The sequence below is a fragment of the Streptomyces sp. NBC_01520 genome, assembly GCF_045040375.1.
Lineage (GTDB): Bacteria > Actinomycetota > Actinomycetes > Streptomycetales > Streptomycetaceae > Streptomyces.
In genome coordinates, this window is sequence record NZ_CP109404.1 from 3,048,392 (window position 1) to 3,068,760 (window position 20,369).

Consider the following 20,369-nt stretch of genomic DNA (forward strand, 5'->3'; position numbering starts at 1 on the left):
CCCTACGAGCATCGGAAGGTCGTGCACCCTCATGCAGCACATCGTGGAACGCGAGCTGGAACTCAAGCTGGTCCTGTCGCCCGAGCGGTCCGTCCCCGTGCCCGCCCGGCTGTCCTACCTGACGGACGACCCGTACGCCGTGCACATCACCTTCCACATCGGCTCCGAGACGCCCGTGCACTGGACGTTCGCCCGTGAGCTGCTGGTGGAAGGGGTGTTCAGGCCCTGCGGACACGGGGACGTGCGGATCTGGCCGACGAAGGTCGACGACCGCAGTGTCATCTGCGTCGCGCTCACCTCGCCCGACGGGAACGCCCTCCTGGAGGTGCCGTCGGCCGCCGTGGCCGCCTGGGTGGAGCGCACCCTGCGGGTGGTGCCGCCGGGGTCCGAGAGCTCGCTGCTCGGCCTGGACGACGCGCTCGCGGAGCTGCTCACCCCGCTGCCGGCCGACGACCTGTGGCTGAGCGACCCCTGGTCCTCGGACGAGCCGCAGGACGGGGACGTCTGAGTGGGACGGGGAGGTCCGAGCGGGACGGGGAGCGCCCGGGAGGGACGGGGAGCGCCCGGGAGGGACGGGGAGCGCCCGGGAGGGACGGGGAGCGCCCGGGAGGGCGGGTCAGAACAGCTTGCCGGGGTTGAGCAGCCCCAGCGGGTCGAAGGCCGCCTTGATACCGCGCTGCAGCTCGACCCCCACCTCGCCGAGTTCGCGGGCGAGCCACTCCTTCTTCAGGACTCCGACGCCGTGTTCGCCGGTGATGGTGCCGCCGAGTTCGAGGCCCAGCGCCATGATCTCGTCGAAGGATTCACGCGCCCTGCGGGACTCGTCGGCGTCGGTGTGGTCGAAGCAGACGACGGGGTGCGTGTTGCCGTCGCCCGCGTGGGCGACGACGCCGATGGTCAGGCCGAACTTGTCGGCGATGGCGGCGGTCCCCTCGATCATCGCGCCGAGCCTGGAGCGCGGTACGCACACGTCGTCGATCATCGTGGCGGGCTTGAGGGTCTCCATCGCGGGCAGCGAGAGCCGGCGTGCCTGCAGGAGGAGTTCGGACTCGGCGGCGTCGTCCGCGGGCACGACCTCGGTGGCGCCCGCCTCGCGGCACAGCTCGCCGACGGCGGCGAGATCGGCGGTCGGGTCGGGCGTGTCGAAGGCGCAGAGCAGCAGCGCCTCGGTGGATTCGGGGAGGCCCATGGAGGCCATCGCGTTGACGGCACGCACGGTCGTACGGTCCATCAGTTCGAGGAGTGACGGCGTGTGTCCGCGCTCCATGATCCGGCACACCGCGTCGCACGCGGCGGTCGCCGAGGGGAACTCGGCGGCGAGCACGAGCTGCTGCGGCGGCTGGGGCCGCAGCGCGAGGACAGCCTTGACCACGATACCGAGGCTGCCCTCCGAACCGACGAAGAGCCGGGTCAGGTCGTATCCGGCGACGCCCTTGGCCGTGCGCCGGCCCGTGTTCAGCAGACGTCCGTCGGCCAGGACCACCTCCAGACCCAGGACGTACTCGGCGGTGACGCCGTACTTCACGCAGCACAGGCCCCCGGACGCCGTGCCGATGTTGCCGCCGATGGTGCACATCTCCCAGCTGGACGGGTCCGGCGGGTAGCACAGGCCGTGTTCGTTGACGGCGCGGGACAGCGTGGCGTTGATGACGCCCGGCTCGACGACCGCGATCCGGTCGACCGGACTGATCTCCAGGATCCGGTCCATCTTCACCAGGGAGAGCACGATGCAGCCGTCGGTGGCGTTGGCCGCGCCCGACAGGCCCGTCCTCGCCCCCTGGGGCACCACGGGGACACGCAGCGCCGTGGCGGTCCGCATGACGTGCTGGACCTCCTCGACCGTGCGCGGGAGCACGACGACGGCGGGGGCACCCGCGTCGCAGAAGCTCGCCATGTCGTGGGCGTACGAGGCGGTGACCTCCCCGTCCGTGATCAGTGCCTCGGCCGGAAGGCCCGCGCGCAGTTGTTCGAGGAGAGCGTCCATGATCCAAGGGTGACACCCGGGGCCAATGGTGTGAACCCGTCTGCGCCAGGGTTCACGCAACCCGATGCGATCTTCGTACTGACGCAGAGTGATGGCCATGGATGCCATGCCGCAGCAGAACCCGGAGCCACCCCCCTCCACCCTGCCGCCGGAGGGTGCGACGGCCGTTCCCCCGCCCCCCGCGCCGATGCGCACCACGCTGCGCAGGGCGGCGTTCGGTGCGGTGGCCGGTGCCGTACTCGTGGCCGGTGCGGTGGTCGCCGTACCGGACGACGCGAACGATGCCTCACCCCCCGTGCCGGGGCCGGTCGCGCGGGCCGAGGCCGCTGCGGCCGCGGGCTCCCCGGCGTCGCTGTCCGACCTCACGGCGCTGATCGGCGACCGGCAGCAGTGGGTGGAGACGCACCCGTCCGACGCCCCGTCCTGGGCGGTGCTCGGTACGGCGTACGTGGAGTGGGGCCGGCGCTCCGCGGACGCGGCCTACTACACCCGGGCGGAGCAGGCGCTGCAGCGCTCGCTGGCCGCACAGCCCGGTGAGCGCGGGAACACGGAGGCCTGGGTGGGGCTGGGGGCCCTCGCCAACGCCCGGCACGACCACCTCGCGGCGAAGAAGTGGGGCGAGACGGTACGCGCGCGGCAGCCGAAGAACTGGGCGGCGTACCCGGTCCTGATCGACGCGTACAACGGTCTCGGCGAGTACGAGGCCGCGGTCAGGGCGACGGAGAAGTTCGGGTCGCTGCGCAAGGGCGTCCCCGCGCTGGGCAGGACCGCGGAGATGTACCGGAACCAGGGCTGGCGCGAGGACGCCCTTGCCACCGCGCAGGAGGCGGCGGACCGCGCCACCGCCCCCGCGGAGAAGGCGGCGGCGCTGCACCGGCTGGGCGACCTGGCGTGGGAGCGCGGCGAGCCCGCGGAGGCCGTCGCCCAGTACGGCGCGGCCCTGCGCACCGACAGGGGGCACCTCGCCTCCCTGGCCGGCCGGGCCCGCGCGCTGGTGGCCCTGGACCGCACGGACGAGGCGCTGGCCGACTACCGCACGGTGACGACGAAGCTGCCGCGCCCGGAGTACGTGCTCGAACTGGGCGAGCTGTACGAGTCGCTGAATCTGGACGGAGACGCCCGCACCCAGTACACGAGGCTCCGCGAACTGCTCGCGCAGGGCAGGACCGACGGGGTCGACGAGTCCGTGACGGAGGCCCTGTTCGAGGCGGACCACGGCGACCCCGAAGCGGCCGTGGAGCTGATGCGCACCGAGTGGTCCGCGCTGCGCCGCAGCTCGGCCGTGTCGGACGCCCTGGGCTGGGCGCTGCACCGGGCGGGCCGGTCGGAGGAGGGCCTGCAGTACGCGGAGCGGGCGGTGGAGACGGGAGTGCGGAACGCCTCGTACGCGTACCACCTGGGCATGATCGAGAGCGCGCTCGGCCAGGGCGGTCCGGCCCGCGGTGATCTGGAGGAGTCCCTCCGTACGAATCCGGAGTTCTCCCCGCTGGCCGCGCCCCTGGCCCAGGAGGCCCTGGACGCGCTGGGCGCACCGGCCTCCGGTGGCCCGGCTGACATGGAGCCGTCGGCCCCTGAGCCCGCTCCGGAGCCGGAACCGAGCCCCGGGGCGCCGGAGAGGAGCGGGACGGACGGGGCGGACGAAAAGGACGCCGGGCCTGGGAAGGCGGAGAGCCGGGAGAAGGCGGCGAAGGACGAGCCGGGGCCGAAGCGGTCCGCGCAGGAGGCCGCTCCGTCCCCGAAGGCGAAGCCGGGCGCGGAGGCGGTGGCTCAGTAGCCCTTCCCCGGGACGTGCGGGGCGCGCGCGTCCCGGGGCATGGCCGGCTACAGGTTGCCGCGCTTCTCCTGCTCGCGCTCGATCGCCTCGAACAGGGCCTTGAAGTTGCCCTTGCCGAAGCCCATCGAGCCGTGGCGCTCGATCATTTCGAAGAAGACCGTCGGCCGGTCCTGGACCGGCTTGGTGAAGATCTGCAGGAGGTAGCCGTCCTCGTCACGGTCGACCAGGATCTTCAGCTCGCGCAGTGTCTCCACGGGTACGCGGGTCTCGCCCGCCCACTCGCCGAGGGTGTCGTAGTAGGAGTCCGGGGTGTCCAGGAACTGGACGCCGGCCGCCCGCATCGCCTTGACGGACGCGACGATGTCGTTGGTGGCGAGCGCGATGTGCTGGACGCCGGCGCCGCCGTAGAACTCCAGGTACTCGTCGATCTGCGACTTCTTCTTCGCGATCGCCGGCTCGTTGATCGGGAACTTCACCTTCAGCGTGCCGTCGGCGACGACCTTCGACATCAGGGCGGAGTACTCGGTGGCGATGTCGTCGCCCACGAACTCCTTCATGTTGGTGAAGCCCATGACCTTGTTGTAGAACGCCACCCACTCGTTCATCCGGCCGAGCTCGACGTTGCCGACGCAGTGGTCGATGGCCTGGAAGGTCCGCTTGGCGGGCGCCTCGACGATCGGGGCGGCGGTGGCGAAGCCCGGAAGGTAGGGGCCGTCGTAGCCGGAGCGCTCGACGAGGGTGTGGCGGGTCCTGCCGTACGTGGCGATGGCGGCGAGGACGACCGTGCCGTGCTCGTCCTTGAGCTCGTACGGCTCCGTGATGCCCTTGGCGCCGTGCTCGACCGCGTACGCGTACGCCGCGCGGGCGTCCGGGACCTCGATGGCGAGGTCGACCACACCGTCACCGTGGGCGTTCACGTGGTCGGCCAGGAAGGTGCCCCACTCGGTGGAGGCCTTGATGACGGAGGTGAGGACGAAGCGGGCGGAACCGTTCGTCAGGACGTAACTCGCCGTCTCGCGACTGCCGTTCTCCGGTCCGGAGTAGGCGACGAGCTTCATTCCGAAGGCGGTCGAGTAGTAGTGCGCCGCCTGCTTGGCGTTGCCCACGGCGAAGACCACCGCGTCCATTCCCTTGACCGGGAAGGGGTCGGCCTGCCGGGCGGTGTCGGGGGTGGTGTGCAGAGTCTCAGTCATGTCCGAAGGTTCCCGCCGCTTCGCAAGGTGCGCAACAGTTCGCGTGAACGCTGGTCAATCTGCCCAGCGGATGGGCAGGATGGGGTTGCTATCTGTACAGGGTGACCATCGGGAGACGGATCATGGCGATCGATCATCTGGACGGCCGGCTCATCGCGCTGCTGGCCCGTGAGCCCCGTATCGGTGTACTGGAGGCCTCCCGGCGGCTCGGGGTGGCGCGCGGGACGGTCCAGGCGCGGCTCGACCGCCTTCAGTCGAACGGCGTCATCCGCGGTTTCGGTCCGGACGTCGACCCGGCGGCACTCGGCTACCCCGTCACCGCGTTCGCCACGCTGGAGATCAGGCAGGGCCAAGGTGCCGATGTACGGGCCCATTTGGGTGGGGTGCCCGAGGTGCTCGAACTGCACACCACCACCGGGCACGGCGACATGCTCTGCCGGCTCGTCGCCCGCTCCAACGCCGATCTCCAGCGGGTGATCGACCGGGTCGTCGGTTTGGATGGGATTGTCCGGGCCTCCACCGCGATCGTCATGGAAAACCCGGTCCCCCTGCGTATTCTCCCGCTCGTCGAGCAGGCTGCACAGGACATCGGCTGACCCGAGGAGCGGCATGTGAACTTCTGGGAGTACGTGACCACCCGCCACCAGCAGCTGCTCACCGACGCGTTCCAGCACGTCAGCGCCGTCTTCCAGTGCATGGTCATCGCCACCCTGCTCGGCGTCCTGATCGGTGTGGTCAGCTACCGGAGCAGCTGGGGCGGGCCGTTGGCCATCACGTCCACGGCCATGATCCTCACCATCCCGTCGCTCGCCGCGATCGGCCTGCTGATCCCGCTGGTCGGCCTCGGGGTCCCGCCCACCGTGATCATCCTGACCCTGTACGGGCTGCTGCCCATCGTCCGTAACTGCATCGTCGGACTGCGCGGCGTCGACCCGTCCCTGGTCGACGCGGCGAAGGGCATCGGGATGTCACGTACGGCGCGGCTGTGCCGGGTGGAGCTGCCGCTCGCCTGGCCGCCCATCCTCACCGGGATCCGGGTCTCCACGCAGATGCTGATGGGTATCGCCGCCATCGCCGCGTACGCCTCGGGGCCCGGTCTCGGGAACGAGATCTTCCGGGGTCTCGCCTCGCTGGGCAGTGCCAACGCGATCAACCAGGTCCTCGCGGGCACGCTCGGCATCGTCATCCTCGCCCTGCTCTTCGACGCCGCCTACGTCCTGCTCGGACGGCTCACCATCCCCAGGGGGATCCGTGTCTGAAACCGTCACCGGGCCGAAGGAGACTCCCCCGTCCCCCGCCGCGACCTCGGGGGCCACCATCCAGCTGGAGAACCTCACGAAGTCCTACCCCGGCAGCCCCGCCCCGGCCGTCGACAACGTCTCCATGGACATCAGGGCCGGCGAGACCGTGATCCTCGTGGGGCCCTCCGGCTGCGGTAAGTCCACCACGCTGAAGATGATCAACAGACTGATCGAGCCGACGTCCGGGCGGATCAGGATCAACGACGAGGACGTCACCGACATGGACCCGGTGAAGCTGCGGCGCAAGATCGGCTACGCGATCCAGTCCTCCGGGCTCTTCCCGCACATGACCGTCGCGGAGAACATCGCCCTCGTGCCGAAGATGACCGGCTGGTCGAAGTCGGGGGTGAAGGACCGGGTCGAGGAGATGCTCGACCTGGTCGGTCTCGATCCGCGGGAGTTCCACGGGCGGTACCCGCGCCAGCTCTCCGGCGGCCAGCAGCAGCGGGTCGGCGTGGCACGGGCGCTGGCCGCGGATCCGCCGGTGCTGCTGATGGACGAACCGTTCGGCGCGGTCGACCCCATCACCCGCGACCACCTCCAGGACGAGCTGATCCGGCTCCAGCACGAGCTGCACAAGACGATCGTCTTCGTCACGCACGACTTCGACGAGGCGATCAAGCTGGGCGACCGGATCGCGGTGCTGCGGGAGCGTTCGCACATCGCGCAGTTCGACACCCCGGAGGCCATCCTCACCAACCCCACGGACGACTTCGTCTCCGGGTTCGTGGGTGCGGGCGCGGCCCTGAAGCGGCTCAACCTCACCCGCGTACGGGATGTGGGCATCGCCGACTTCCCCACGGTGACCGTCGAGGACCCGCTCCAGTCGATCTTCGACAAGCTCCGGGACGGCCGGCACAACGAGCTGCTGATGCTGGACCGCAGGAACCGTCCGTACAAGTGGCTGCGGCGCGGCGACCTGATGCGGGCCAAGGGTTCGCTCGCCAGGGCCGGGCAGCTGGTGCACGACACGGTGACCCGGGACGCGACGCTGCACGACGCGCTGGAGGCGGTGCTGACCGACAGCGGAGGGCGGGTGGCCGTGACGGGGCGGCGCGGGGAGTTCATCGGCGTCGTCGACATGCACACCCTGATGAACTCCGTGCAGGAACTGCTGGAGGCCGACCGGCTCACCGCGATGGAGCACCAGCACGATCTGGAGCACCTGCGGGTCCATCAGACCGAGCAGGAGCTGGAGGGGGGTGGCGGCGGGCTATGACCCCCAGCCATCGGGCACCCTCCACGCGACCGCCAGGGGAACACGACGTGCGGGGCCACGCCTTCCGCGACGAGGAGGCGGAGCCCTCCCCGGCGCCGCCCGGTCCGGCCCGCCGGATCACCTGGCAGAAGCTCGTGGTCGTCCCGGCCGTCCTCGCGGTCGTCCTGGTCGCCACCTACTTCTGGATCTCCAACGTGGACCTCGACTCGATCGCCGAGAACTCGCTGGCCGGCGACACCGTCGAGGTCCGCTGGTGGCAGCACGTCAGGCTGACCGCGATCTCCACCTTCTGGGTGCTGATCATCGCCATCCCGCTCGGCATCGCGCTGACCCGGCGCGGCCTGAAGAGGGCCGCCCCCGGGGTCACTGTCCTCGCCAACATCGGCCAGGCGACCCCCGCGATCGGGCTGCTGGCCCTGCTGGTGATCTGGCTGGGCATCGGCCCCTCGACGGCGATCATCGGAATGGTGATCTACGCGGTGCTGCCGGTGCTCTCCAACACCGTGGCGGGCCTGAACTCGATCGAGCCGACGCTCGTGGAGGCCGCCCGGGGCATCGGCATGTCCGCGATGGGCACGCTCACCAAGGTCGAACTGCCGCTCGCCGTCCCGCTGATCCTGGCGGGCGTCCGCACGGCCCTGGTGCTCAACGTGGGCACGGCGACCCTCGCCACCTTCGGGGGCGGCGGCGGACTCGGCGACCTGATCACCTCGGGGATCCAGACGCAGCGCATGCCGGTGCTGGTGCTCGGTTCCGTACTGACGGTGGTGCTGGCACTGCTCGTGGACTGGCTGGCCTCGCTGGTCGAACTGTGGCTGACGCCGCGCGGGCTGGAGGAAGCGTGAGGGTACGTACGTGCCTGGCATCGGCGGCCACGCTCGCCCTCGTGCTCTCGGGGTGCGGGCTGAAGAGCGGGTCGCCGCTGGTGGACGACGTGGTCCCTGGGTCGGTGGGGCAGGGGCAGCCGCTCCAGGGTGCCTCGCTGACGGTGACCTCGAAGAACTTCAGCGAGAACATCATCCTCGGCAACGTGATCGGGCTGGTCTTCAAGGCGGCCGGCGCCGAGGTCCTGGACCGCACGAACCTGCCGGGGTCCATCAGCGCGCGTGAGGCGGTCATCCAGGGGGAGGCCGACGCGATGTACGACTACACGGGTACGGGGTGGATCACCTATCTGGGCCACGCCGAGCCGATCACCGACCCGCAGAAGCAGTGGAAGGCGGTCCGCGACGAGGACCTGGGCAACGGGGTGACCTGGCTGCCGCCGGCCACCCTCGACAACACGTACGCCCTGGCCATCAGCAAGGAGAACAACGCCGAGCACCACCTGAAGACCCTCTCGGACGTGGCCGCGCTCGCGAAGAAGGACCCCGGGGCCGTGACGGTCTGCGTGGAGAACGAGTTCGCGTCGCGCGACGACGGGCTGCCGGGCATGCAGGAGAAGTACGGGCTGGAGCTTCCGTCCGCGAACATCAAGAAGATGGACGCCGGGATCATCTACACCCAGGTGTCGAAGTCCGACTCCTGCCTGCTGGGCGAGGTGTACACCACGGACGGCCGGATCAAGGCGATGAACCTGGACGTGATGGAGGACGACAGGCAGTTCTTCCCCAACTACAACGCCGCCCCCGCCATCCACACGGCGACCCTCGACAAGTACCCGGAGATCGCCACGATGCTGGCTCCGGTGACCGAGAAGCTGACGACCGAGCTCGCGCAGGAGCTCAACTCCAAGGTGGACGTGGACGGGCAGGACCCGCACGAGGTGGCGAAGGACTGGCTGCTGGAGGAGGGGTTCATCGAGGAGGGCTGAGCGGGAGCGGGCGGGCTGAGCAGGCCGGGCGGGAGCGGGTTCGGGCGGGACCGAGAGCTTCCAAAGAAGTCGTTGCAAAAAACATGTTGCAAAGCAGTCTTTGCAACTTTATGGTCGTGTCATGCCACCGAACGAGCCCGAAGACCGGCCCGCCCCGCCCTCGTACGCCGACGACCCGAAGATCCACCACGTCGACACCCGCACCCTGCGCGGCCTCGCGCACCCGCTGCGTATCCGGCTGCTGAACGCCCTCCGGGAGTTCGGTCCCGCCACCGCCTCCGGTCTGGCCGACCGGCTCGGCGAGTCCAGCGGTGCCACCAGCTACCACCTGCGCCAGCTCGCCGCGTACGGCTTCGTCGAGGACGACCCGGAGCGCGGCAAAGGGCGCGAGCGGTGGTGGAAGGCCGTCCACACGGGCACCGTCTTCGGGCGCACGGAGAACTTCCTGCAGCACCCGGATCCCGAGGTGCGCGGAGCCATCGGAGTCGTGCTCCACGAGGTGGCGACCACGCACGCCCAGGAGCTGAACACCTGGCTCGGGACGATGCACGAATGGCCCGAGGAGTGGCGTCAGGCGTTCGACATGAGCGACTTCAAGCTGCGCCTCACCCCTGAACTCTCCCTGGAACTCACGGAGAAGATGCAGGAGCTGGTGAACAGCTACCGGGGCCGCGTCCCCGAGGGCACCGAGGGGTCGGCCGTCGTCCGCACCCACCTGCACGTGTTCCCGCGTCCCACCGACTGAGGGGATCACCGTCATGCACAGCGATGTCCACCTTCTGCTCCACACCTGCCGCGCCGCCGAACTCCACCGCGACGCGGCCGGGTTCACCCCGGTACGCCCCGGACTGCGTCACCGGATGGGCTGGACGATGGTCGAGCTGGGCCTCCGGCTGGCCCGGAGCGCGCCGCCCCCGGCATGTGCCGCGCGAGCGGCCTGACGTGGACGGGGGGAAGCCGGCGCGGGACCGTATCCCGCTCGCCGCCGTTCTCGCGGCCAACTCGATATCCACAGCGGGCACTTCGCTCACGCTCATCGGCGTGCCGTGGTTCGTCCTCGACACCACGATGGGCGGGGTGTACTTCCTGGCGACGCTGAGCCCGCTGGTGTTCCCCGCGTGGCGCGGTATGGAGGGTCCCGGGCCGCAGGTCAGCAGCTCGGAACCTTGTCCCCCTGATCCAGGGCCCGCAGCGAGGACACCGCGCTCTTCAGTGTCGTGACGGGGATCAGCCGCAGACCCTCGGGGCGCTCCGCCTCCGCCTCCCTGCACTCGGCCTTCGGCACCAGGAAGACGGTCGCGCCGTCACGCCGCGCGGCCTGCGTCTTCAGGGAGACCCCGCCGACGGCTCCGACCGTGCCGTCGGCCTCGATCGTTCCCGTACCGGCGACCGTACGGCCACCGGTCAGACTGCCGCCGGAGCCGTCACCGGCGAGTTTGTCGATGATGCCGAGCGAGAAGAACAGCCCGGCGCTGGGACCTCCGACATCGGCGAGGTGCAGGGTGACGTCCACCGAACCGGGGTCCTTGTCCAGGTAGTCCAAGGCCGCTTCGACGGCGACGTTCTGCGACTTCTTCATGTCCTGGAGATTGTGCTGCTCGATCTCCTTCTCGGAGCCCCCGGTGGGGTAGACGGAGTCGCGCGGCATGACCGCTCGGTCCGTCCTGAACCAGCTGTCGACCACGTCCCCGGCCGTGACGTCGGCCGTGGGCCCGGTCGCGATGATCGTCGTCATCAGCAGCTTGCCGTCCGTGGGGAGGGTCGGCGCACCCTTGATCGTGATGACCGGCTTCCCCTGGTCGTCGCCCAGCACGTTCGCGGTCGTGCCGGGCTGCGCCAGGGTGAACGGCAGCGGCGCGAAGGCCGCCGTACCGAAGAGCGCGAGGACGGGCAGCGCACAGAGGGCGAGGGCGCGGGGGCGCGTGAGACGAGTGAGCACCCGCCCAATCTATCCGCCGCCGCACGCCCCGGACGACTCCCCCGGCCCCGGGCGCAGGGCGGCGCAGCGCGTCCGCGGCGGGCTCAGCGCAGCGCGTCCGCGACCTCCCGGGCCGCGTCGAGCACGCGAGGGCCGACCCGTTCGGGCACGGCGTCCGCGAGCATCACGACGCCCACGCTGCCCTCGACCCCGGACACCCCGACCAGCGGTGCCGCGGCACCGCAGGCGCCGGCTTCGAGCTCGCCCTGGGTGAGGGTGTAGCCGGGATGGTCGGCGAGCGACTTCTGCCGGGCGGTGAGGATCGCCCGGCCTGCGGCGCCCCTGTCCAGTGCGTGCCGGAAGCCCGCCCGGTAGGCCACGTGGTAGTCGGTCCAGGTGGGTTCGACGACGGCGACGGCAAGTGCGTCCGCGCCGTCGACCAGGGTGAGGTGGGCGGTGGCCCCGATGTCCTCGGCCAGCGAGCGCAGTGCGGGCAGCGCCGCCTCCCTGACGAGCGGATGCACCTGGCGGCCCAGGCGCAGCACGCCCAGGCCGACTCTGGCCCGGCCGCCGAGATCACGCCGGACGAGAGCGTGCTGTTCGAGAGTGGCGAGGAGTCGGTAGACCACCGTGCGGTTGACGCCGAGCTTGTTCGACAGCTCGGTGACGGTCAGGCCGTGATCGGTATCGGCGAGCAGCTTGAGGACACGCAGTCCTCTGTCGAGCGTCTGGGAAGTCTCCGCGGTCACGACGCCCTCTCCCTCTTTGGTGAGCGGGGCGGATCTCTCTTCGGAGTGCCGACGCCGGACCCGACGGCGACGTACCGAGAGGCCGCCGACTGGCCATGGCACCGGCTGCGCACCGCGGCGACACTGCCACAGTGCGTTCATGTTTCGGGGACATTAGCGAGCGGGTCCGCTCAGCGGAAGACCTCGTCCAGAATCCGGTCTCCCTCCGGAACGCGATGACATAACCGCCGGTCAGCGCGGAACCGTCCGGAACGCGAACATCTACGCGCGTTCTAGTCGCGTGACTCCGCCGCGACGCTCCGTGCACCGGACGTGAACGGGTGTTAACCCACCGTAAATTAATGTGACGAAGTTTTCCGCGCAACGGGTTCGCGCACGCCCTCACGAGCGCCGCACGCTCCGGGGCGGGGCGCCTCGCCGGGCCTCGGGCGGTGGGCACCGGGCACCGGGCACGGCGACGGGCCCGGTGCGAGGGATGGTCTCCCCCGCACCGGGCCCGTCGCCCGGGGTCACCTCACCGCATCCGGGTGGCCCACTCCTGCACCTTCTTGATCCGGTCCTGGATCTGTCCGGCCGTCGCCTCGGCGCTCGGCGGGCCGCCGCACACCCGCCGCAGCTCGGTGTGGATCACGCCGTGCGGTTTGCCGCTCTGGTGCGTGTACGCCGACACCATCGTGTTGAGCTGCTTGCGCAACTCCAGCAGCTTCTTGTGCGTGACCACGGGCCGGTCCTCGGCCGCCTTCTCCAGGAGGTCGGCCTCCGCGGCCGGCTTCTGGCGGCTGTGCGCGATCTGCCGGGTCTGCCGCTTCTGGAGGAGCAGCTGCACCTGGTCGGGTTCGAGCAGCCCCGGGATTCCCAGGTAGTCCTGCTCCTCCTCGCTCCCCGGGTGCGCCTGCATGCCGAATTCGGCGCCGTCGTACAGCACCCGGTCGAAGACCGCGTCGGACTCCAGCGCCTCGAAGGGCAGCTGCTCCTCGGTCTCCTCGTCCTCGAGCTTCTCCGCGTCCGCGAGGAGCTGGTCCTCCTCGGCGAAGGGGTTCTCCTCGTCGCTGCCCTTCTTCGGCTTGTCGAGCACGTGGTCGCGCTCGACCTCCATCTCGTTCGCGAAGTCGAGCAGCATCGGGATCGTCGGCAGGAACACGGACGCGGTCTCGCCGCGCCGCCTCGACCGCACGAAACGGCCGACGGCCTGGGCGAAGAAGAGCGGTGTCGAGATGGTCGTGGCGTACACCCCGACCGCGAGGCGCGGCACGTCGACACCCTCCGACACCATGCGGACCGCGACCATCCAGCGCGATCCGTCCTGGCTGAACTGGTCGATCTTCTTCGACGCGGCCTTCTCGTCGGAGAGCACGACGGCAGGGCGGTCGCCGGTGATCTTCTTCAGGATCTTGGCGTACTCGCGCGCCGACTCCTGGTCCGTCGCGATGACCAGACCGCCCGCGTCAGGAATGCCCTTGCGCACCTCGGTCAGCCGCTTGTCGGCGGCGGCCAGCACATTGGGGATCCAGTCACCGGTGGGCGAGAGCGCGGTGCGCCAGGCCTGCCCGATGGCGTCCCTGGTCATCGGCTCGCCGAGCCGGGCGGCGATCTCGTCGCCGGCCTTGGTGCGCCAGCGCATGTTGCCGCTGTAGCTGAGGAAGATCACGGGGCGGACGACGCCGTCCGCGAGCGCGTTGCCGTAGCCGTACGTGTAGTCGGCCGAGGAACGCCGGATGCCGTCGTTGCCCTCCTCGTACGCCACGAACGGGATCGGGTTCGTGTCGGACCGGAACGGCGTACCGGTGAGCGCGAGGCGCCGGGTCGCCGGGTCGAACGCCTCCTGGCAGGCCTCGCCCCACGACTTCGAGTCACCGGCGTGGTGGATCTCGTCGAGGATCACGAGGGTCTTGCGCTGCTCGCAGCGGTTGCGGTGCAGCATCGGGCGCACGCCGACACCGGCGTACGTGATCGCGACCCCGTGGTAGTCCTTGCTCACGGGACCGGCGCTGTACTCGGGGTCGAGCCTGATGCCTATGCGGGCCGCGGCCTCCGCCCACTGCTTCTTGAGGTGCTCGGTGGGCGCGACCACGGTGATCTGCTGCACCACGTGGTGGTGCAGCAGCCATGAGGCGAGGGTCAGCGCGAAGGTGGTCTTCCCTGCGCCGGGCGTCGCGACGGCGAGGAAGTCGCGCGGCTGCTCCTGGACGTACTTCTCCATGGCGCCCTGCTGCCAGGCTCGCAGCTTCCCGGCCGTACCCCAGGGGGCGCGGCCGGGAAAGGCGGGTGAGAGGTGGTGGGAGGCGGTAGTAGTCACGGTCTCCGGTTCGGGGCACTCGGGTACGTGGGGTGCTGCCCGTACGGGCCGGGACGGACTCGTACGCGATACGACAACCGGGCCACCCTACCGGCGGGCGGGCCGGAACCCCGTACGAACCAGCCGTGACCCGGCGCCGCTGAGACCCGCTTCACAGGGGACGGCTACCTGGCGAACCCGGGCAGCTGTTCCGCGATCTTGGGCATGTCCAAGGCCCCTTGGCATACGTCCAGTACGAACCGCTCGGCCTCGTCCACGTCGAAGCCGGGGTCGAGCGGGTGCCCGTTCATGTGCAGGAAAACCCAGGTCGCGTACCAAGCAATGCGCTTGTTGCCGTCCACGAGCGCGTGGTTTCGGGCCAGTGACTCCATCAGCGCCGCGGCCTTCTGCCACACGTCCGGATAGGCGTCCTGGCCGAATACGCTCGCCTGCGGGCGCGCCAGCGCCGAATCGAGCAGCCCGTAGTCACGCACCTCGGCCGCACGGAGGCGCTCCGCCAGGTTGAGCAGCTCGGGCAGTGTCAGGTACTGCATCAGGCAAGCCTCCGGTTGAGCTCCTCACTCGCCTTCAGCACATGATCCGCCGCCTCGTCGAAGAGACGCGAGTGTTCGTTTATGGCGGTGATCACCGCGTCGTGGGCGAAGGCCTGCATACTGCGGCCCTCCGCCTCGGCGCGCGCACGCAACGCGTCCAGCTCTTCTTCGGTGAACCGCAGATTCAGACCAGCCATGAAAAAATGGTACCGCGCGGTACCAGGCGGCACTATGAGCTTTCCTTCACCCGCGTAGCCACCCACACCCCCACCAGGGCCACCGCCGCCATCGGCAGGAACACCGCCGTGAACGCCCCCGGGTGCGATCCGGCGGCGCCGCTGCCCACCGCCCCGTGGGCCGCCGCGCCCACCGCACCGCCGCCCAGCGCGGCGAACGCCGCTCCGCCGCCGGCGAGCAGCAGCACGTTGGACAGCCCGTCCGAGATCTGCAGCGCCGCGGAATTGCCGCCCGCCTCCTCCGGCGCCGACAGCTTCAGCAGCAGCACGCTCGTCGAAGCGATCACCATGCCCATGCCGAAGCACCCGACGCCCCAGGCGGCGGCCAGCGTCCACACCGGCACCGACTCGATCAGCACGGCCGGCGCGGCCGCTATCGCCAGGGCCACCAGCACCATTCCGGCCACCATCAGCGACTCCCGGTGCTTCTCCAGGCGGGGCCGGGCCAGTACGTACGAGCCGAGGGCCCAGGTGAGGCCGCCCAGCGCGAGCGACAGGCCGGCCATCGTCGGGGACAGTCCACGCTGGGTCACCAGCATCAGCGGTACGAAGGACTCGGCGGCGATGAACGAGCCGGCCGATATCCCGCGCAGCAGGATCACCGCGGGCAGCCCCCGGGCCGCCCGTGCGGTCCCCCGGGGCAGCAGCCCGCGCACGGCGGGCACGAGCAGCGCGGCACCGACGGCGGCCGGAAGCAGCGAGACCCACCGCAGCTCCTGTCCGGCGAACTGCAGGAGCCCGGCGCCCAGCGAGATGCCCAGGGCCAGCCGGATGCGCCGCCTGTCGAAGGGCTTCGCGGCCGACTCCGCGTCGGCCGGGCCTCCCGCCATCCGCCGGATCGCGGGCAGGGCCAGAGCGAGCGGCAGGAGGATGAGCACCGGGATGCCGACGAAGACCCAGCGCCACCCGAGGTGTTCGGTCACGGTCCCGGAGGCGAGCGGCCCGACGACGGACGGGACGACCCAGGCCGCCGAGAACGCGGCCATGATCGCGGGCCTGATCCGCTCCGGGTAGGCCCGCCCGATGACGACGTACAGCGCCACGATCACGAGCCCGCCGCCGATGCCCTGGACGGCCCGCCCCAGGATGAACATCCACATGCTGCCCGCCGTCCCGGACAGCAGCAGCCCGGCCCCGAAGGAGCCGATCCCGGTGGCGAGCGGGGCGAGCGGCCCGCGCCGGTCGGCCCACTGCCCGGAGAGCACCATGGCGAAGAGGCTGGTGGTGAAGTACGCGGAGAACGCGAACGCGTACAGCGGGATGCCGTGCAGCTCACGGGCGGCGACCGGCATCGCGGTACCGACGGCGGTCGCCTCGAAGGCGATCAGTAGCACGACGGAGACGATGCCGATGCTGAGCGCCCGGTGGGTCCGCCCCAGCACACCCTCCGCGGGGGTGTCGACGGCTATGTCTTCGAAAGGGGCCGTGACCTCGGCGTCACGCGGTTCCAGGGCACTCATGGACCCAAGAGTAAGGGCCGTAATGCCGGATGAACCCTGTCGGTGGTGGGAGCCGGCATCGGTCCTTGGTCGTAGGCCCGGCCGCCCGAAACGTGAACGCGGTGTGGCAGTCGCGTTGCAGGGCCCCCGGCGCCCTTGAGGGGCGTCGCGCCGGCCCGTACGGTCGACCACAGAACGACAACACCTGACCGTGTGCCCGAGAGGCTCAGGGGCTCGACTGCAACTCGAGTTACACCGGTTCGATTCCGGTCACGGTCTCCAGCAGAAGACAACGGCCGCCCCCACGTCGCTTGCGTGGGGGCGGCCGTTTCTGCGTACGTCAGCGGCTACGCGGGGTCCAGCGAGGGCTGCGCTTCACGCTCCGGCCTGCTGGGTGCAATTACATGCATTTCAGCTCACGCTGCGCGAAGCAGCGAAATTCTTGAGCAGAGCCGGTCGGGGAGTTCCGGAACCGCCTCGGTCTCTCCGGAGCATCCAGCCAGGAGCGAGGCCACCACCGCCGCCCCCACCCTCAAGGTTTTGGCCGCGTCTTCTGCCGGGCTCGCTCCTCGGACTCCTGCATCTCGAGGATCCGGAAGACATGGGAACTCGCCCGCTTGCGTGCGCTCCCGCTCGTGAACAGCGCCGCACCCGCGACGGCGGGGGGTACGGCAAGAAATCCGATTCCGAGGAGTTCCGGCCAGTCTCGCTCGACGCTGCACAGCTTTCCCGCGCCTTGGCTGTATGAGGTGCGCTCACTGTCGTAGAACACCGGGGCCTCGCAAGCGATTTCATCACGGTAGTCCTGCACACTGAACGGGATCAGTAGCAAGTACCCCAACCAGAGGAACAGGGCTGCGGACACCGCCATCAGGCCGGCCCCCCAGCTCTGCTGCCGTCCGGCCCAGCGGTCGAATTCCTGTCGGGCTGGCCATTGCATGAGAAGTCTCCCGTTGGTTGTGCAACTCGCTTGTCCGGGCACGCAATCCTGCGACTGACGGGAGCAGCCGGCGGGCTGCGACGGGCTGCGGGTCGGTCAGCCCGGGACCGCACCCGCCACGAATGCGGTCCAGGCGGCGGGGCTGACGGTGAAGGTGGGGCCGTCGGTGACCTTGGAGTCGCGGACGTGGACGGTGTGGGGACAGGTGGCCACCTCTACGCAGGCCTCGCCCTCGTTGTTGCTGTAGCTGGACTTGTGCCAGTCGTAGGCGACTTCCAGGCACTCGCCACCCTCGTTGCCGCTGTAGCTGGACTTGAACCAGGAAAGTCCGGGCCCGTCGCTCACAGTTGCCTCACCTTCGTCTCGATGACCTCCGCGGACTTCCAGGGGTTGAGCGCCTGCGCCCGCAGGATGCCGAAGAGGTCGAACATGTCGCCCACCTGCTCCGGCTTCGAAAGCAACCTACCTCCGCCCTGCCCCTCCGCGAACAGCAATGTGCGGCCCTCCACCGTGGACATCAGCTGCATCGGCCCGTTCAACCCCGCATGCGTGTGCTGAGCCGACGGCATCACCTGCACCGTCAAGTGGTTGAACCGCTTCACGCAGTCGAGCACGTGCCGCAGTTGCTCCTTCAGCACCTCCGGTCCGCCTAGGGTCCGGTCCAGGACCGACTCCTCGATGACGTACCCGATGCGCGGCGGCGGTGTGCGCGACAGCACCGTCTGCCGTTCCAGCCGCGCCCCGACGTGCCGGGCGATCTCGTCCTCCGTGTATGCCGGTACCCGCGACCGGTACAGCGCGTGCACGTATGCCTCCGTCTGGAGCAGGCCCGGGATCAGCATCGTCTCGTACGCGCTGATCACCCGCGCGTTCCGCTCCAGCTTCGCCCAGTCCAGGAACTTCGGCGGGTACTTCTCCTCGTCCACCAGCTCGCAGCACGCCTTCAGCGCCCCGCCCGCACCGAACACCGGGTCCGCGTCGATCAGCAGGTCGCGCGAAGGAATGCGCTCCGCCCGCTCCACCGCGCCCATCAGCGACTCCGAAATCAGCAGCTGTTCCGCCGCCTCCTTCTGTGTGAGACCCGCCCGCACCCGGTGGATGCGGATCAGCTCCCCCACCAGCCGTCGCCCGCGCGTCGTCTCGCCACCCGTCCCCACAGCCATCACCGCCCTTCCCACATCGCGTGGATGTGGATCGCGTCCTGCTGGTCACGCTACGCAGTCACCGCGATGCTCATAGCCATGACGAGCAAGAAGCTCCCCGAATGGGTACCCGCATCGGGGCTCCAACTCCGCCTCATCGGCATCCACTTCGACGCCATCCGGCTGCGCGGCGTCCGGGGGGAGGCGGTGCTGCACCACCTCGCGACCCTCACGGACGGCGATCCGGGGCCCGTCGTGCGGGAGATCGCGGGGGCGCGGTGGACGTACTTCCTGCTGGAACCCGGCGCGAGCCAGGACTTCGACTGGCCGCCCGGCGCGAAGTGCTTCGGCCCGGCGGCCCGCGACCAATACGTGGGGATTCCGGCCGCCCACGGCAACACATATCCGTTGAGCTGGCGGTGCGGGCCTCCGCAGGACGGGGACTTCGTGGACGCGGAGCTGCTGTACGGGCTGGTGATGGCGCAACTCGCCCCGGAGGATCCCCCACACGTCGCCGACGCGTGACCGCTCAGGGCGTGCGCATCAGGTTGCGGAGGCTCGCGACGAGGGCAGGGACGTCGCGTTCGACCTCGGCCGGGGCTGCGGCCCCTGACGAATCAGCCGGCTGGTGCCTGGTCCCGCAGGGGCGGCAGAGGCCGTCCGGGAGCGCTTCGGCCGGGCCGGGGCGGCCGCAGTCGGTGCACTCGACCAGGACGCTGCGGACGGGTAGGCCCAGGGTCGGTGCGGGTGCTGTGGGCAGGTGGGGTGGCATCTTGTCGGTGAGGCGGCGGCGCACCAGGCCGACGGGCGAGCCGATGCGCTCGGGCAGCCCGGCGGTGAGCGCCGAGGTCAGGTACTCGACGCTGACACCTCGCGCGAACCAAGCGGCGGCGAGCGGTTCCAGCGCGGCACAGTCGGCTGCGGAGAGCGCCAGGCGGGGTTCACTGCGGCCGAGTTGGGCGAGGGTGAGGTAGGCGGGGGAAGGGGCCTGGGCCTCTGTGTTCGACTCCTCCTGTGCCGGAGGCATGGGCGGGTTCGGGTTGGGTCGCTCCGCTGTGCGCTGTTGGGGTACGGCCGCCGGTTCGGCGGCGGGTGCGGGTGCCCGTTCGGCGAAGGGTGCGGGTCCCTGCTCCGGAGCGGTGGCCGCCTCGCCTGCGAGCCTGGCAGTCCACCACTCGTTGTCGTGGGCGGTGCGTGACCAGTAGGTGAGCGTCACCCACCGGCACTGACCGGCCCCTTCCACCCGGCAGCGGACACGGCGCAGATGTCCGGCCACGGCGAGGGCGCGCAGCGCGGTGCCGATGGCCATCTGGCCGTACAGCGGCAGGTCCTTGGCCAGCGACTTGATGTCCATGGCAGCACCGTCGGGCAGGTGGTCGACATACCCGGCGACATAGCGCTCCCGCTCAGGCAGGAGGGCGAAGGCGCCTGCACCGAAGACACCTGCACCGGAGGGGCTTTGGGCCGGGACGGTCTGCTTGCCGTAGCCGGTGTGCGCCTTGCGGTACGGGCGCGAGGCTGCGGGGGCGGGCGGGGCGGAGCTAAGCTGCTGGATAGCCACGAGATCGTCTTTCTTGGGTAATCGATCTTGGGTCAGACCCCGGCCGGTGCGCCAAACACCGCGTCGGGGTCGTCTCGTTGTGGGCACCGTAAGCAGCGGCGACTCTCCGCCGCAACTCGGTCACGATTAGTCATACTTGCTGGCCGTGGCGGGGGTGGGGAGGGAGGGGGGTTTCCCAAAAAGCCCTTACCTACCCCCCGGATGAACAACACGTCTCGAACCCCGATCCTCGCGTCTCAGGTCTCGAAGCCCGAAGCTCAAGCGCCGGCCC

22 protein-coding genes, 1 tRNA gene and 1 pseudogene are annotated in these 20,369 nt (G+C 70.2%); 12 read left to right on the plus strand and 12 right to left on the minus strand.

Annotated features, from left to right (window positions below):
• Positions 1-31 precede the first annotated feature (31 nt).
• On the plus strand, positions 32-508 hold the full coding sequence (locus tag OG524_RS13825) for an SsgA family sporulation/cell division regulator (protein ID WP_405390519.1): 477 nt from the start codon (positions 32-34) through the stop codon (positions 506-508).
• Positions 509-616: 108 nt separating this feature from the next.
• Here OG524_RS13825 and OG524_RS13830 read toward each other — a convergent pair whose 3' ends face one another.
• Positions 617-1,984: an FAD-binding oxidoreductase gene (locus tag OG524_RS13830; protein ID WP_405390517.1), complete on the minus strand. Its 1,368-nt coding sequence runs from the start codon at positions 1,982-1,984 to the stop codon at positions 617-619.
• A 97-nt stretch (positions 1,985-2,081) separates the two neighbouring features.
• Here OG524_RS13830 and OG524_RS13835 point away from each other — a divergent pair, with 97 nt between their 5' ends.
• On the plus strand, positions 2,082-3,758 hold the full coding sequence (locus tag OG524_RS13835; protein ID WP_405810431.1) for a tetratricopeptide repeat protein: 1,677 nt from the start codon (positions 2,082-2,084) through the stop codon (positions 3,756-3,758).
• Between the two features lie 47 nt (positions 3,759-3,805).
• On the opposite strand, the gene hppD is transcribed toward OG524_RS13835, so the two are convergent.
• Positions 3,806-4,951, minus strand: coding sequence for a 4-hydroxyphenylpyruvate dioxygenase (hppD, locus tag OG524_RS13840; protein ID WP_405390514.1), 1,146 nt, complete (start codon positions 4,949-4,951; stop codon positions 3,806-3,808).
• A 122-nt stretch (positions 4,952-5,073) separates the two neighbouring features.
• Between hppD and OG524_RS13845 the strand changes: the two genes are divergently transcribed.
• The 8 genes and pseudogenes from OG524_RS13845 to OG524_RS13880 form a co-directional block, all read left to right on the plus strand.
• The gene (locus OG524_RS13845; RefSeq protein ID WP_405390512.1) at positions 5,074-5,547 is read left to right on the plus strand and encodes an Lrp/AsnC family transcriptional regulator; all 474 of its coding nucleotides are present in this window, start codon (positions 5,074-5,076) and stop codon (positions 5,545-5,547) included.
• A gap of 15 nt (positions 5,548-5,562) precedes the next feature.
• Positions 5,563-6,210: an ABC transporter permease gene (locus tag OG524_RS13850; RefSeq protein WP_405810434.1), complete on the plus strand. Its 648-nt coding sequence runs from the start codon at positions 5,563-5,565 to the stop codon at positions 6,208-6,210.
• Positions 6,203-7,471 carry a betaine/proline/choline family ABC transporter ATP-binding protein gene (locus OG524_RS13855; RefSeq protein ID WP_405390510.1) on the plus strand — a complete coding sequence of 423 codons (1,269 nt, stop codon included), beginning with the start codon at positions 6,203-6,205 and terminating at the stop codon, positions 7,469-7,471. The genes OG524_RS13850 and OG524_RS13855 overlap by 8 nt, the downstream gene beginning before the upstream one ends.
• Positions 7,468-8,316, plus strand: coding sequence for an ABC transporter permease (locus OG524_RS13860; protein WP_405390508.1), 849 nt, complete (start codon positions 7,468-7,470; stop codon positions 8,314-8,316). Before OG524_RS13855 ends, OG524_RS13860 begins: the two co-directional genes overlap by 4 nt.
• Positions 8,313-9,284, plus strand: coding sequence for a glycine betaine ABC transporter substrate-binding protein (locus OG524_RS13865; RefSeq protein ID WP_405390506.1), 972 nt, complete (start codon positions 8,313-8,315; stop codon positions 9,282-9,284). The genes OG524_RS13860 and OG524_RS13865 overlap by 4 nt, the downstream gene beginning before the upstream one ends.
• A gap of 121 nt (positions 9,285-9,405) precedes the next feature.
• On the plus strand, positions 9,406-10,029 hold the full coding sequence (locus OG524_RS13870) for an ArsR/SmtB family transcription factor (RefSeq protein ID WP_405810437.1): 624 nt from the start codon (positions 9,406-9,408) through the stop codon (positions 10,027-10,029).
• Positions 10,030-10,042: 13 nt separating this feature from the next.
• Complete coding sequence (locus tag OG524_RS13875; protein WP_405810439.1) at positions 10,043-10,225, plus strand: hypothetical protein; 183 nt, start codon at positions 10,043-10,045, stop codon at positions 10,223-10,225.
• A gap of 1 nt (position 10,226) precedes the next feature.
• A pseudogene (locus tag OG524_RS13880) lies at positions 10,227-10,412 on the plus strand (MFS transporter); the annotation flags it as partial.
• Positions 10,413-10,434: 22 nt separating this feature from the next.
• Here the strand turns inward: OG524_RS13880 and OG524_RS13885 are convergent.
• From OG524_RS13885 to OG524_RS13910, 6 genes are all read right to left on the minus strand, one after another.
• The gene (locus tag OG524_RS13885) at positions 10,435-11,223 is read right to left on the minus strand and encodes a S16 family serine protease (RefSeq protein ID WP_405810441.1); all 789 of its coding nucleotides are present in this window, start codon (positions 11,221-11,223) and stop codon (positions 10,435-10,437) included.
• A gap of 83 nt (positions 11,224-11,306) precedes the next feature.
• Positions 11,307-11,951, minus strand: coding sequence for an IclR family transcriptional regulator (locus OG524_RS13890; RefSeq protein ID WP_384498937.1), 645 nt, complete (start codon positions 11,949-11,951; stop codon positions 11,307-11,309).
• 514 nt (positions 11,952-12,465) lie between these two features.
• Positions 12,466-14,247 (minus strand): DEAD/DEAH box helicase, encoded by a 1,782-nt coding sequence (locus OG524_RS13895; protein WP_405390502.1) that lies wholly within the window; start codon positions 14,245-14,247, stop codon positions 12,466-12,468.
• Between the two features lie 164 nt (positions 14,248-14,411).
• Complete coding sequence (locus OG524_RS13900; RefSeq protein WP_405390500.1) at positions 14,412-14,780, minus strand: type II toxin-antitoxin system death-on-curing family toxin; 369 nt, start codon at positions 14,778-14,780, stop codon at positions 14,412-14,414.
• Complete coding sequence (locus tag OG524_RS13905; RefSeq protein WP_405810444.1) at positions 14,780-14,977, minus strand: Arc family DNA-binding protein; 198 nt, start codon at positions 14,975-14,977, stop codon at positions 14,780-14,782. The genes OG524_RS13900 and OG524_RS13905 overlap by 1 nt, the downstream gene beginning before the upstream one ends.
• A 32-nt stretch (positions 14,978-15,009) precedes the next feature.
• Complete coding sequence (locus tag OG524_RS13910) at positions 15,010-16,476, minus strand: MFS transporter (RefSeq protein ID WP_405810446.1); 1,467 nt, start codon at positions 16,474-16,476, stop codon at positions 15,010-15,012.
• 186 nt (positions 16,477-16,662) lie between these two features.
• On the opposite strand from OG524_RS13910, the gene OG524_RS13915 reads away from it, so the two are divergent.
• A tRNA-Cys gene (locus OG524_RS13915) sits at positions 16,663-16,737 on the plus strand.
• A gap of 250 nt (positions 16,738-16,987) precedes the next feature.
• Here the strand turns inward: OG524_RS13915 and OG524_RS13920 are convergent.
• The 3 genes from OG524_RS13920 to OG524_RS13930 all read right to left on the minus strand — a co-directional run bounded on the left by OG524_RS13920 (position 16,988) and on the right by OG524_RS13930 (position 18,558).
• A complete protein-coding gene (locus OG524_RS13920; RefSeq protein WP_405390496.1) occupies positions 16,988-17,395 on the minus strand; it encodes a hypothetical protein in 408 nt (135 codons plus the stop codon).
• A gap of 96 nt (positions 17,396-17,491) precedes the next feature.
• A complete protein-coding gene (locus OG524_RS13925; protein ID WP_405390495.1) occupies positions 17,492-17,740 on the minus strand; it encodes a DUF397 domain-containing protein in 249 nt (82 codons plus the stop codon).
• Positions 17,737-18,558, minus strand: coding sequence for a Scr1 family TA system antitoxin-like transcriptional regulator (locus OG524_RS13930; RefSeq protein WP_405390494.1), 822 nt, complete (start codon positions 18,556-18,558; stop codon positions 17,737-17,739). Before OG524_RS13930 ends, OG524_RS13925 begins: the two co-directional genes overlap by 4 nt.
• A 78-nt stretch (positions 18,559-18,636) precedes the next feature.
• Between OG524_RS13930 and OG524_RS13935 the strand changes: the two genes are divergently transcribed.
• Positions 18,637-19,062 carry a hypothetical protein gene (locus tag OG524_RS13935; RefSeq protein WP_405390493.1) on the plus strand — a complete coding sequence of 142 codons (426 nt, stop codon included), beginning with the start codon at positions 18,637-18,639 and terminating at the stop codon, positions 19,060-19,062.
• A 4-nt stretch (positions 19,063-19,066) separates the two neighbouring features.
• On the opposite strand, the gene OG524_RS13940 is transcribed toward OG524_RS13935, so the two are convergent.
• Entirely contained in the window at positions 19,067-20,098 is a 1,032-nt protein-coding gene (locus OG524_RS13940) for a MarR family transcriptional regulator (protein WP_405810449.1), read from the minus strand.
• Positions 20,099-20,369 lie beyond the last annotated feature (271 nt).